Raw genomic sequence first — 12,909 nt, 5'->3', positions numbered from 1 at the left:
CTATTAATACCTCTTAATTTTTATTAAACATTTTTAACATACGTTGAGTTATAGTTAATCCACCAAAAATATTTATACTAGACACTAATATCCCTAAAAATGATAATATAATTATTATTATATTATTATTATTAATTTGAAATATAACACCTATAATAATAATACCGGAAATTGCGTTAGTTACTGACATTAAGGGAGTATGTAATTTATGACTAACATTCCATACAACATAGTAACCTACTATACAGGATAATAAAAATATTATAAAATGAGGTATAGTTTCTTTAGGAATGAATTTTATAATATACATAAAAAATAAACTTGTAATTATAAAAAAATATTGTTTTATATCTTTTAAAAAAGATTTTTCTTTTTTAGTTTTTATATTTTTTTTTATAATTTTTAGTTCGTGTGAATTTTCTAAATTTTGTTCAAATTTTTTTTCTTCAATTAATGGTGCTGGCCAAATAACTTTTTTATCATAAGTAACCGTCATATTACGTATAATTTCGTCTTTAAAATCAATATTTAATCTTTTAGTATCATTAGATAATAATAATTTAATTAAATTAATAATATTATTACTATATAGTTGTGAAGCTTGTATGGGCATTCTACTAGGCAGATTAATAAAACCTACTATTTTAACATTATTTGCAGTTGTAATAATTTTATTTATTTGAGTTAATGTACAATTACCACCATTTTCAGCAGCTAAATCAAAAATAATACTTCCTGGTTTCATATTTTTAATCATTTCATCATTAATTAAAATAGGAGCTTTTTTACCAGGTATTAATGCTGTAGATATAATAATATCTGTTTCTTTCATATAATTAGATAAAAGTTTCATTTCTGAACTTATTTTATTTGAATCAAAAAATTTTTTATTATTTAAATTATTATATTTTTGTTTAAATTGAAGAAACATAGCACCCATACTATTAATTTGTTCTTTAACTTCTTCTCGAGTATCAAATGCTTTAACTATTGCACCTAAACTTCGTGCAGTTGCTATAGCAGATAGCCCTGCAACTCCAGCTCCTATAACTATTATTTTTGCTGATGGAGTTTTACCGGCAGCTGTAATTTGTCCATTAAGTGATTTGCCAAATAAGTAAGCTGATTCTATAATACTTCTATATCCAGTTAAATTACTCATAGAACTTAAAGCATCTATAGATTGTGCTCTAGAAATTCTGGGAACTGAATCCATAGATATAGCTGTAATATTTTTAATTGCTAATTCTTTTAATAAAAAAGAATTTTTTGAAGGCCAAATAAAACTAATTAGTATACTATTATTTTTTATTAATTTTATTTCTTCTATAGTAGGAGGATTAATTTTAATTATTATATTAACATTCCAAATTTTAATTTCATTAACAATTTTTGCTCCGACATCAATAAAATCTTGATCTTTAAAATAAGTACTTTTTCCCGCACATTTTTCAATAAATATTGTAAATCCTAATTTTATTAATTTTTTTGCTGAGATAGGAGTAATAGCTATTCTTGTTTCTTTAAATAGTTTTTCTTTTGGTATACCAATTATCATTGTTAACCTCTTTTTTTATATAAAATTTAATTTGTAAAATTATAAAAATTTATATTTTTATATATGCAGTATTTTAAAATATAAAAATTATATTTATTAAATATATTATCAGATAAATAAATTTAATAAAAATTAAAAATTTTTATTAATACCAATAAGATTAAACCCCCCATCAACATGAATTATTTCTCCAGTAATTCCACATGATAAATCAGAACATAAAAATACAGCAACATTACCAATATCATTTATTGTAATTTGATATGATAATGGTTTCATTCTATTATAATATTCTAATATATAATTAAAATTATTAATACCTGATGAAGCTAAAGTTTTTATAGGTGAAGAAGATATCCCATTAATTCTAATATTTTGTTTACCAATATCATACGCTATATAACGAATATTAGCTTCTAATGATGCTTTTGCTAATCCCATAACATTATAATTAGGTATTACTCTATTAGCACCCAAATATGATAAAGAAACTATTGAAGATTGAGGATATAGCATAAATCTACATTCTTTAACCATAGCTGTTAAACTATATGAGCTAATATCGTGAGCTATTTGAAATCCTTTTCTTGAAGTAGTTTCAATAAAACTTCCTTTTAACTGATTTTTAGGAACAAAAGCAATAGAATGTATAAAACCATGAAATTTATTCCAAAATTTAGATATTTTAATAAATAAAAATTTTATATTATTATCTTTAGATACATCACATTTTATTATCGGATAATTTGTCATGTTTTGTACTAATTGTTCTACTCTTTTTTTATTTTTTTTTTTTTGATATGTAAAAATTAATTCTGCTTTATTGGCATACATAGCTTTAGCTATGCCATATGCAATAGATAATTTACTTATTATTCCTGTAATTAATATTTTTTTTCCAAATAACAATTTCATAAAAAAATTATACCTTTTAAAATTAATAATATTTTTATATATAAAAATAAATATAAATAAAAATTATTGAAAATAATATTTTAAAAAATTCGACACTTCTCACTTTTTTGATTTGTTTCACTAGACAAATGAATTATTAATTGATGTACTTCATTTGACACACTTCAGTGTCTATTTTTATGTAAAGGTAACAATTGATGTCCAAGATTAAAGGTAATGTTAAGTGGTTTAATGAATCTAAGGGCTTTGGTTTCATTACTCCTGAAGATGGCAGTAAAGATGTTTTTGTACATTTTTCTGCAATTCAAAGCAATGGATTCAAAACATTAACTGAAGGCCAAAAAGTAGAATTCGAAATCACTAACGGTGCCAAAGGTCCTTCTGCTGCTAATGTAATTGCTATTTAAAATTATTATTAGTATTTAACATTTAAAAGGTCGAATTCTGTTGCCTCTGAGAGTTTAAATTTTTAATTTTTAATATTTATAAATAAAACAAAATATATCAAAAAATTTTTAAATAATGAGAAATTTGTTTTAAACAAATGTTATAAAAAGATCTTAAACTATTCAGAGGCATAATAATGTTTATTTAATAAAATAACTTTTTGCGTTATAAGAAGAACGTATAAAAGGTCCACATACTACTTTTTTAAAACCTATATCTAGAGCTTTTTCCCTTATTTTATTAAAATCTAATATACTAATATATTTTTTAACAGCAATATGTTTTTTAGTAGGTTGTAAATATTGACCTATAGTAACAATATCAACTCCATTTGATTTTAAATCATATAAAGTATTATATAATTCTTCATTAGTTTCTCCAAAACCTAACATTAATCCTGATTTTGTTGTAATTTTAGGAAATTTTTTTTTAAACTGATTTAATAAAATTAATGATTGTTTATAATTTCCAGAAGGTCTTATTATTTTAAATAAACGTTCTACTGTTTCTATATTATGATTGAAAATATCAGGTAATGTATTTTTAATAATTGTTAATGCTTTATTAATACAATTTTTAAAATCAGGAACTAATATTTCTATTTTAGTATTAGGATTTTTTTTACGTATTAATTTTATACATATAGAAAATTGTTTAGCTCCTCCATCATGTAAATCATCTCTATTCACAGAAGTAATAACTACATATTTTAATTTCATTTGATAAATAGTATTAGCTAAATTTAATGCTTCATTATTATCAATTTTTAATGGTCTACCACTAATAACATTACAATACAAACAATTTCTAGTACATATATTACCTAAAATCATAAAAGTTACTTGTTTTTTACTAAAACATTCTATAATGTTAGGGCAAGATGCTTCTTCACAAACAGAATATAATCTATTTTTTTTTATAATAGATTTAATTTGTTTTACTTTATGAATATTCTTTTCAGAAAATTTAATTTTAATCCAATCAGGTTTTTTTAAAAAAAATTGTTTCATATTATTTAATATTTATTAACTTTTTATAAATAAGGTGTTTAAAATATAAAATAAATTTATATTTTACTATATTTATTTAATAATTTCATAAATTCATTAATTATTAAATTTTTTACTATAGGAATTTTAATGTTAGGAACTAAATCTTTTATTTGAATCATTTTTAATTTATGGAAACCACATGGATTAATATAAGTAAAAGGTAATAAATCCATATCAACATTTATAGCAATACCATGTAATGAATATCCTTTAGATATTTTTAAACCTATTGATGCAATTTTTTTATTATTAATATATACACCAGGATTATAGTTATATAATAATTTATCTGCTTTTATTCCTATATTAAATAAAACATTTATTACTGTTTTCTCTAATATTGATACTAAAATTCGTATACCAATATTACGTTTTTTCAAATTAATTAATACATACATTAATTGTTGCCCTGGAGCATGATATGTAATTTTTCCACCTCTATTACTATTAAATAAAGGAATTTTATTATTTATATATAAAATATCTTCTTTTTTAGATGTTCTGCCTTGTGTAAAAACTGGTGTATGTTCTACCATCCAAATTTCATCTAATGTAAATAAATTACGTTGTTCAGTAAAATTATTCATTTTTTTATAAGTTAAAACCCAAGGTTCTATACCTAAATCACGTACAAATAAATTATTTTTATAATTATACATAGTTAATATTATTATTAATTTGAATAAAATATATCTATTGAAATATTATTGATTTAACCATTTACTTAATAGTAATCTAATATAATCAAAAAGACAAATAAAAAAATTACCTTTAGGTATTTCTTGTAAAGATACTAATGGATAACTTTTTAATATATGATTATTTATAATAAAATTAACACTACCTAATATTTCATATTTATGAATAGGTGCTATTATTTTATTACAATTAATAAAATATATTATATGTAATTTTTTCTCTTGACTTTTTACAATAGTTAAATATACATTTTTATTAACTCCTAAAAATGTAGAATGATATTTCCCAAAAAAAACTGGAATAATGCTAAATTTTTTGTATTTAATTAATGGATTTATAGTTTTAAAATTTTTAAATCCCCAATTTAATAATATTTTACTATCTAATGTACGATTTTTTTCAGATTTTTCTCCTAAAATAACAGCTAAAAGTCTCATATTATATTTTTTAGCAGAAACTAATAAATTATAACCAGCAATTTCAGTATGTCCAGTTTTAATACCATCGACATTTAACAAATTATCCCATAATAATGAATTGCGATTTATTTGATGAATTTTATTAAAAGTAAATTCTTTTTCTTTATATAAATAATATTCATTAGGAAAATCTCTTATTAATGCTCTTCCTAGAAGAGCCATATCTCTAGCAGAAGTATATTGTTTAAATTCATCTAATCCATGTACATTTTTAAAAATTGTATTTTTTAACCCTATTTTTTTTGAATAAAAATTCATTAAATTAACAAAGTTATGTTGATTACCAGATATATATTCAGCAATTGCAACACAAGCATCATTACCTGATTGTAATATAATACCTTTTATTAAATTTTGAACAGAAACATGTTCTCCATATTTTAAAAACATTAAAGATGATCCATTAAATAATATATTACCTGAATAATGAGCATTTTTACCTATAGTTACTTCATCATTACGATTAATTTTACCTAATTCAATAGCTTTTTCTATTACATAGCTAGTCATTACTTTTGCTAAACTAGCAGGATTATAATGTATATCAGCATTTTTTTCTGCTAATACTAATCCTGAATAATAATCTATTAAAATATATGATTTAGCATTTAAAATAGGTTTAGATGTAATTTCAAAAAAATTTTCATTACTATAAGATATATAAGAATACATCATAAATATAATAATTAATATTAAGTTAATTGATATCTTATAAGTATATTTAATACAATTATTTATTAATTTCATTATATGTTAAACTCTATATTTAGAATATGTATTTTAAATTTTAAATAAATATAATTTTTATTATTTCTTAAAATATATATTTTATATAATTTTTTCTAAAATAGAAATAAAATATTAATAGATTTCTTTAATATAATAAATAAAAATTTTAAAACTTATTTATAAATACTTATCAATATAATATGAAAAAAATATTTAAATTTGCTTTAGGAATAGAATATAATGGTAGTAATTATCATGGATGGCAAAAACAAAAAGAATTTTCAAATACTATACAACAACACATAGAAAATGCAATATCTATAATTGCTAATCATAATATAGAAATTTTTTGTGCCGGTAGAACAGATATAGGAGTTCACAGTATAGGCCAAGTCATTCATTTTGAAACTGTTTCTATACGTAAGATTAAATCTTGGATATTAGGTATAAATAGTTTATTACCTAAAGATATAGTAGTTACTTGGATTGTTCCAGTAACAAAAGAATTTCATGCAAGATTTAGTGCTATATCTCGTAAATATTATTACATAATATATAATAGTAAATATCGTTCAGGAATTTTAAATAAATTAGTTACTCAGTATCAATATAATTTAGATATTAAAAAAATGAATAAAGCAGCAAAATATTTGATAGGAGAAAATGATTTAACTTCTTTTAGATCAGTAAAATGTCAATCTAGTAGTTCTTATAGAAGAATAATACATTTAAATATAAAAAAATATAATAATTATATAATTATTGATATAAAAGCTAATTCTTTTGTTTATCATATGGTACGCACTATAGTAGGTTGTTTATTAGAAATAGGATCACATTCTAAAAAAGAAATCTGGTTATTAGAGTTATTAAAAAAAAAAGATAGAACAAAAGCAGCAACTACAGTAAAACCTAATGGATTGTTTTTAGTAGAAATTGAATATCCGAAAAGATTTAATATACCATATTATAGTAATTTAAATTTTTTATTAAATTTATAAAAAAATTTTTAGAAAAATATTAGTTATAATAAATAAATAGTTATCATTAAATAATCATTTAATTAAAATTTATTAAACAAAAATATAATTAAGATATTTAAGTTTGTATATGATATTCTAAAATATATAATAAATAAAGAAAAATAAAAATTTATAAATGAATATTGAGGTTTAATATAAAAAAAAATATGTATCTGATCGATTATTTTCTAATAATAATTATTATTATTTCATCTTTAATAAGTTGGTATAAAGGTTTTTTACAAGAAATATTATCAATATTTACTTGGTTTTTTGCATATTATTTTTCTAAAAAATATTATCATTATTTATCCAAATATATACATAGTATTGATAATTTATTATTAAAAAATAGTATTTCTATGTTTACTTTATTCATAATAATATTAATTATTGGGTATACTATCAATTATTATGTAAATAATAGTATCCAAAAATCTTTTTTAAATAAAATAAACCAAATTTTTGGTTTATTTTATGGTATTTTTAAAGGAATTATAATAATTTTAATATTTTTATATATAATAAATTATTGTAACCGTGAATTATATTCAGATCTTTTAAAAGATAAACCACAACTATTTTATTATTTAAATCATTTTATTAAAAACAATATAAAATAAATATTTTATATAATATGTTTTGGTACCCAGAGCGGGAATTGAACCCGCACAACAATATATATGTCGAGGGATTTTAAGTCCCTTGTGTCTACCAATTCCACCATCTGGGCATGAATATTAAAAAGGAAAGGCGCATCCCGGAATTGAACCGAAATAAAAGGATTTGCAGTCCTCTGCATAACCATTCTGCCAATGCGCCACATACTTATTTTATTAATAAAATTTTTTTTTAATAACTTGTAGAGATTATAAAACAATATTTATAAAAATTGCAATAAATATATAATTTTAATTTCTTTTATATATAAAATTTATATAATTTATATATAATTATAATTTTTATATCATATTAAAATAATAAATTTATAATTAAAATAATTTATTTATGATAAATAATAATTTTTAGTAAAAAATTATTTTATTAATTATTAAATTTTTAATTTTTTATAAATAAACATCTTATTTCTTATAGATATTTATGAGGATATAATTTATGTCATTTAAATTAGTACTTGTTATTAATTGTGGTAGTTCTTCTTTGAAATTTGCCATAATTGATCCAATTAATAAAAAAACTTTTTTGTCTGGTATTGCAGAATATTTTAATAATATTAAAGCTTATATTAAATGGAAAATAAATAATTCTGAAGAAAAATATTTTTTAACAAAACAAAGTAATCATGGAATAGCATTAAATTTTTTAGCAAATAAAATTTTAATTATGTATCCAGTACTATTTAACAGTATTATTGCTATTGGACATCGTATTGTTCATGGAGGAGAAAAATTTATACAATCTGTAATTATTAATGATGAAGTTATAAAAGAAATAAAAAAAGCATCTATATTTGCTCCATTACACAATCCCATTCAATTAATTGGAATACAAGAAGCATTAAAATCTTTTCCACATTTAAAAAAAAAACAAATTGCAGTTTTTGATACTTCTTTTCATCAAACAATACCCGAAGAATCATATTTATATGGATTACCATTATATTTTTATAAAAAATATAAAATTCGTCGTTATGGAGCTCATGGAACAAGTCATAGATATGTTTCTAAAAAAGGTGCTGAAATATTAAATAAATCAATTCATAATTTTAATTGTATTACTTGTCATTTAGGCAATGGTTCATCAGTAACAGCTATTTGTAATGGTAAAAGTGTAGATACTTCAATGGGATTAACTCCATTAGAAGGATTAGTTATGGGAACTAGATGTGGTGATATTGATCCAGCTATAATTTTCTATATGAATAAAGAATTAAAAATGGATGTAAATTTAATTGAAAATATTTTAACTACTAAATCAGGTATGTTAGGGTTAACAAATATAACTAGTGATTTTAGATATATTGAAAATAATTATTTAAAAAACAAAAAAATTCAAACGGCAGTAAAAATATTTATACATCGTTTGTCAAAATATATAGCTTCTTATACTATATTAATGAATAATAAATTAAATGCTGTTATTTTTACAGGTGGTATAGGAGAAAATAGTATTTTAATTAGGGAATTAACAATAAAAAAATTAAAAATATTAGGTATGAATATTAATAAAAAACTAAATATAGATATGAAACATGGTAAATCAGGACTAATTAATAATAGGAATAGTATTCCAATATTAGTAATACCAACAAATGAAGAATTATTAATTGCACAAGATACATTTATTATTATACATAATTAAATTTTTTTATATAATTTAAATAAATTTTTACAAAAGGAGAAATAATTATGTCAAAAATTATCATGTCTATGCCTGTAAATATTGATGCTAACTTTTTTACAAGTATTAATTTAGGATTAATTCATAATTTACAAATGAAAAATTTAAAATGTAAATTTTTTAAACCTATTTCTCAAATAGAAAATAACATTTTTGATTATACAAAAAAAATTTTAATTAAATATTCTAATATAGAATGCATAAAATCATTAAATATTAAAAATTTAGATAAAAATATAAAATATAATGATATTATAGATAATATAATTAAAAATTATTATTTGAATATAATAAAAACTGATATTGTTTTAATAGAAGGATTAATACCTATTATAGAACAAAAATTATTATTTAATTTAAATTGTCAAATAGCAAAAATTTTTAATGCAAATATAATCTTTATTACCTCAATTTTTAAAAAAAATAATTTTGAACAAATAAAATCAAAAATTAATTTTTATTTTAAAAATTTTTTAAATCAAAAACAATTATATAATGCATATTATATTGTACAAAAACCTTTTCAAAATAATTATAATCCTTTTTTTTATTGTTCTAATTCATTAGAAAATAATAATATAAAAAAAGAAATTGCTCACAATAAATCTAATTTATTAAAATCAAATACATCTTTTATATATATACCATGGGGTTATATATCTAATATATTTAAAATAAATATAATAGAAATATGTCAATATTTAAATTGTAATATAATTAATATTATTAATAATTGTAAAATTAAATCTACTATTTTTATAGATAATGATTATGTAAATAAAAAATATTTTTTTGAATCTTTAATTATTATTTCTATAAAAAATATAAATTTATTAAAAAATTTATATAAAAAAATTATTAATGGAAATATTGTTACTGCAATTTTATTTACAGAATATAATATAGTAAATGTTACTAAAAATAATATTATTGATGATTTTATTAATTTAAGTATAAAAAATAAAATAACATTGTTAAATATAAGTTTAAATATTTGGCAAATATATTCTCAATTACAAAATTTTAATAAAAATTATGTTCCAATACAAGATAAATTATTAATTAATAAAATTAAAAGTTACATAGTAAAATATATAAATAAAATTATTTTTTATAAAAATTTTAAAAATTATACAAATAATAATTTTATATCACCATATATATTTAAATATAATATAGTTAAGCAAGCACAAAAAATAAATAAATCTATTTTACTTCCCGAAGGAAATGAATTACGTATTATACAAGCAGCATCTATATGTGTAAACCAAAAAATTGCTAATTGTATTTTATTAGGTAATGTTAAAGAAATAAAAAATATAGCAAAATTACATAATATTATTCTAAATAAAAAAATTAATATTATTGATCCTGATCATATCCGAAAAAATTATATTCAGTCTGTTATTGATTTAAGAAAACATAAAGGTATTGATGAGTTTGCAGCAAAAAATTTATTAAAAAATAATATGTTTTTAGCTACTGTAATGTTAAAATTGGGTGAGGTAGATGGCATAGTGTCTGGTTCAAATAATACAACTGCTAATACAATTAGACCTGCATTACAAATAATTAAAACTTTACCTCAATATTCTTTAATATCATCTATATTTTTTATGTTGTTGAAACAAGGAGTATTAATTTATGGTGATTGTGCTATTAATCCAAATCCTAATGCTAAACAATTAGCTGAAATAGCAATTCAATCTGCTCAAACTGCTATATTGTTTAATATTAAACCTAAAATTGCAATGATTTCATATTCTACAGGAAATTCTGCCACAGGAAAAGATGTTGATCTTGTATCAAAGGCAACTAAAATTGTTCAAAATAAATATCCTAACTTAGTTATTGATGGACCATTACAATATGATGCAGCAATAATTAAAAATGTTGCTAAATATAAAGCTCCACATTCTTCAGTTGCTGGTCAAGCAAATATTATTATTTTTCCTGATCTTAATACAGGAAATACTACGTATAAAGCAGTACAAAGATCATCTGAAATAATATCAATAGGACCAATATTACAGGGTATAAATAAACCAGTAAATGATCTTTCAAGAGGAGCTACTATTGAAGATATCATCTATACTATAGTTATAACATCTATTCAATCAATTAAAAAAATATAAAATAATATTATATACTTTTTAAAAAGAATCTTTTTTTAAATTTTAAATTTTCATTAAATTCGTAAATCATTGGAATACCAGTAGGTATATTTAAATTAACTATATCGTCATTATTAATATTTTCTATATATTTAATTAATGCGCGTAAAGAGTTACCATGTGCCACAATAATAATACGTTCCCCATTTTTTATTTTATATAAAATATCATTAATCCATATATCTATTACTCTTTTCAAAGTAATTGATAAACTTTCTGTTAATGGTAATTCATAATCTTCTAATTTAGAATATTTTGAATCATATCGTGGACATCGATGATCTTCTATAGTTAAAGATGGAGGATTAATATCAAAACTACGTCTCCATTTATGTACTTGTTTTTTTCCGTATTTTTCAGTTATTTGATCTTTATTCATTCCTTGTAATGCTCCATAATGTCTTTCATTTAATTTCCATGTTTTTTTAACTGGTATCCACATTTGATCTAATTCAGTTAAAATTAACCATAAAGTATGTATAGATCTTTTTAAAACAGAAGTATAAGCGTAATCAAATTTAAAATTATAATTTTTTAATATTTTTCCTGCTTGTTCTGCTTCAATTATTCCTTCTTCAGATAATCCAACATCATACCATCCAGTAAAAAGATTTTCTTTATTCCATTGACTTTGACCATGACGAAGTAATACTAATTTTATCGTTGACATAAATTACCTTTATATGAAATATTTAATATTATGTAAAATAAAAATTTAATATTAATTAAATATCAAAAGAAAAACCACAATTACAAGTAGTCTTGGCTTTTGGATTATGAATAATAAATTTTGATCCTTCAATATTTTCAATATAATCAATTGTAATCCCAAATAAATATTGCATGCTAATTGGGTCAATTATAATTGAAAATTCTAATAATTTTATTATTATATCTTTTTTGTTAATTTTACTATCTAAAATAAATTCATATTTAAATCCATTACATCCACCACCTATTATAAATATTCTAAATTTTATTTTATTATTATTTTTTTTTGAAATAAAATATTTAATTTTATTAATAGCTTTTTTTGTAATTTTTATTGAAGAATTTATTAAATTATTTTTCATAGTACTCTGTATCATTCAATTTTAAATATTATTTATTTTATAAAATAATCTTGATTTATGACGTGCAGCTTTATTTTTATGTATTAAACCGCGACGTACTTGTTTATCAATAACAGATTGCATCTGTTTAAATGTTATTTGTATAATTTTTATATTTTTAGTTAATAATGCATTATTCACTTTTTTTATAAAAGTACGTAACATTGAACGATAACTCATATTATGTTTTCTTTGTTTTTCAGATTTAATTGCTCTTTTTTTAGAAGATTTAATATTCGCCATTTTTATTTCCTTAAAATATTATTAATATAATTTTTATATTTTTAAATAATATATTTTGTATAGTTATATAAATTTTTATTACAGTATATCTAAAAAATTATCTTTAATAAAAGAAATT

Annotated in this window: 13 protein-coding genes and 2 tRNA genes; 5 read left to right on the top strand and 10 right to left on the bottom strand. The window is 20.0% G+C overall.

The features are described 5' to 3' along the window. Nucleotides 1-13: 13 nt before the first annotated feature. Nucleotides 14-1,558, bottom strand: coding sequence for a Re/Si-specific NAD(P)(+) transhydrogenase subunit alpha (locus GJT80_RS00425; RefSeq protein WP_168867437.1), 1,545 nt, complete (start codon nucleotides 1,556-1,558; stop codon nucleotides 14-16). Between the two features lie 132 nt (nucleotides 1,559-1,690). Next, complete coding sequence (locus GJT80_RS00420; protein ID WP_168867436.1) at nucleotides 1,691-2,473, bottom strand: enoyl-ACP reductase FabI; 783 nt, start codon at nucleotides 2,471-2,473, stop codon at nucleotides 1,691-1,693. A 197-nt stretch (nucleotides 2,474-2,670) separates the two neighbouring features. Here GJT80_RS00420 and cspE point away from each other — a divergent pair, with 197 nt between their 5' ends. Beyond that, complete coding sequence (gene cspE, locus GJT80_RS00415) at nucleotides 2,671-2,880, top strand: transcription antiterminator/RNA stability regulator CspE (protein WP_168820002.1); 210 nt, start codon at nucleotides 2,671-2,673, stop codon at nucleotides 2,878-2,880. A 180-nt stretch (nucleotides 2,881-3,060) separates the two neighbouring features. On the opposite strand, the gene lipA is transcribed toward cspE, so the two are convergent. The 3 genes from lipA to GJT80_RS00400 are packed head-to-tail and all read right to left on the bottom strand — an operon-like array spanning nucleotide 3,061 to nucleotide 5,897. After that, entirely contained in the window at nucleotides 3,061-3,930 is an 870-nt protein-coding gene (gene lipA, locus GJT80_RS00410; RefSeq protein ID WP_211080445.1) for a lipoyl synthase, read from the bottom strand. Between the two features lie 56 nt (nucleotides 3,931-3,986). Beyond that, on the bottom strand, nucleotides 3,987-4,631 hold the full coding sequence (gene lipB / locus GJT80_RS00405; RefSeq protein ID WP_168867435.1) for a lipoyl(octanoyl) transferase LipB: 645 nt from the start codon (nucleotides 4,629-4,631) through the stop codon (nucleotides 3,987-3,989). A gap of 45 nt (nucleotides 4,632-4,676) precedes the next feature. Beyond that, entirely contained in the window at nucleotides 4,677-5,897 is a 1,221-nt protein-coding gene (locus GJT80_RS00400) for a serine hydrolase (protein WP_246208516.1), read from the bottom strand. A 182-nt stretch (nucleotides 5,898-6,079) separates the two neighbouring features. Here GJT80_RS00400 and truA point away from each other — a divergent pair, with 182 nt between their 5' ends. Continuing rightward, on the top strand, nucleotides 6,080-6,880 hold the full coding sequence (truA, locus tag GJT80_RS00395; protein WP_168867434.1) for a tRNA pseudouridine(38-40) synthase TruA: 801 nt from the start codon (nucleotides 6,080-6,082) through the stop codon (nucleotides 6,878-6,880). A gap of 188 nt (nucleotides 6,881-7,068) precedes the next feature. Then, complete coding sequence (locus GJT80_RS00390; protein WP_168867433.1) at nucleotides 7,069-7,524, top strand: CvpA family protein; 456 nt, start codon at nucleotides 7,069-7,071, stop codon at nucleotides 7,522-7,524. 20 nt (nucleotides 7,525-7,544) lie between these two features. On the opposite strand, the gene GJT80_RS00385 is transcribed toward GJT80_RS00390, so the two are convergent. Both GJT80_RS00385 and GJT80_RS00380 read right to left on the bottom strand, forming a co-directional pair. Then, nucleotides 7,545-7,634: transfer RNA gene (locus tag GJT80_RS00385), tRNA-Leu, on the bottom strand. An 18-nt stretch (nucleotides 7,635-7,652) separates the two neighbouring features. After that, nucleotides 7,653-7,723, bottom strand: a tRNA-Cys gene (locus GJT80_RS00380). 294 nt (nucleotides 7,724-8,017) lie between these two features. Here GJT80_RS00380 and GJT80_RS00375 point away from each other — a divergent pair. Continuing rightward, nucleotides 8,018-9,223 (top strand): acetate kinase, encoded by a 1,206-nt coding sequence (locus GJT80_RS00375; protein WP_168867432.1) that lies wholly within the window; start codon nucleotides 8,018-8,020, stop codon nucleotides 9,221-9,223. Between the two features lie 47 nt (nucleotides 9,224-9,270). Beyond that, nucleotides 9,271-11,397: a phosphate acetyltransferase gene (gene pta / locus GJT80_RS00370; RefSeq protein WP_168867431.1), complete on the top strand. Its 2,127-nt coding sequence runs from the start codon at nucleotides 9,271-9,273 to the stop codon at nucleotides 11,395-11,397. Between the two features lie 7 nt (nucleotides 11,398-11,404). Here the strand turns inward: pta and gpmA are convergent, their stop codons facing one another. The 3 genes from gpmA to rpsT are packed head-to-tail and all read right to left on the bottom strand — an operon-like array spanning nucleotide 11,405 to nucleotide 12,791. Next, on the bottom strand, nucleotides 11,405-12,106 hold the full coding sequence (gpmA, locus tag GJT80_RS00365; protein ID WP_168867430.1) for a 2,3-diphosphoglycerate-dependent phosphoglycerate mutase: 702 nt from the start codon (nucleotides 12,104-12,106) through the stop codon (nucleotides 11,405-11,407). A gap of 55 nt (nucleotides 12,107-12,161) precedes the next feature. Beyond that, entirely contained in the window at nucleotides 12,162-12,509 is a 348-nt protein-coding gene (gene erpA, locus GJT80_RS00360) for an iron-sulfur cluster insertion protein ErpA (RefSeq protein WP_168867429.1), read from the bottom strand. Nucleotides 12,510-12,530: 21 nt separating this feature from the next. Continuing rightward, entirely contained in the window at nucleotides 12,531-12,791 is a 261-nt protein-coding gene (rpsT, locus tag GJT80_RS00355) for a 30S ribosomal protein S20 (RefSeq protein ID WP_168867428.1), read from the bottom strand. Nucleotides 12,792-12,909 lie beyond the last annotated feature (118 nt).

This window comes from Enterobacteriaceae endosymbiont of Plateumaris braccata (assembly GCF_012563325.1).
Lineage (GTDB): Bacteria > Pseudomonadota > Gammaproteobacteria > Enterobacterales > Enterobacteriaceae.
This window is presented reverse-complemented; position numbering and strand designations above follow the sequence as displayed.

Coding starts and splice junctions, on each gene's coding strand:
- pta (WP_168867431.1), top strand. CDS start 9,271: ATGTCAAAAATTATCATGTCTATGCCTGTAAATATTGATGCTAACTTT.
- lipA (WP_211080445.1), bottom strand. CDS start 3,930: ATGAAACAATTTTTTTTAAAAAAACCTGATTGGATTAAAATTAAATTT.
- GJT80_RS00420 (WP_168867436.1), bottom strand. CDS start 2,473: ATGAAATTGTTATTTGGAAAAAAAATATTAATTACAGGAATAATAAGT.
- truA (WP_168867434.1), top strand. CDS start 6,080: ATGAAAAAAATATTTAAATTTGCTTTAGGAATAGAATATAATGGTAGT.
- lipB (WP_168867435.1), bottom strand. CDS start 4,631: ATGTATAATTATAAAAATAATTTATTTGTACGTGATTTAGGTATAGAA.
- GJT80_RS00375 (WP_168867432.1), top strand. CDS start 8,018: ATGTCATTTAAATTAGTACTTGTTATTAATTGTGGTAGTTCTTCTTTG.
- erpA (WP_168867429.1), bottom strand. CDS start 12,509: ATGAAAAATAATTTAATAAATTCTTCAATAAAAATTACAAAAAAAGCT.
- GJT80_RS00390 (WP_168867433.1), top strand. CDS start 7,069: ATGTATCTGATCGATTATTTTCTAATAATAATTATTATTATTTCATCT.
- rpsT (WP_168867428.1), bottom strand. CDS start 12,791: ATGGCGAATATTAAATCTTCTAAAAAAAGAGCAATTAAATCTGAAAAA.
- GJT80_RS00400 (WP_246208516.1), bottom strand. CDS start 5,897: ATGAAATTAATAAATAATTGTATTAAATATACTTATAAGATATCAATT.
- cspE (WP_168820002.1), top strand. CDS start 2,671: ATGTCCAAGATTAAAGGTAATGTTAAGTGGTTTAATGAATCTAAGGGC.
- GJT80_RS00425 (WP_168867437.1), bottom strand. CDS start 1,558: ATGATAATTGGTATACCAAAAGAAAAACTATTTAAAGAAACAAGAATA.
- gpmA (WP_168867430.1), bottom strand. CDS start 12,106: ATGTCAACGATAAAATTAGTATTACTTCGTCATGGTCAAAGTCAATGG.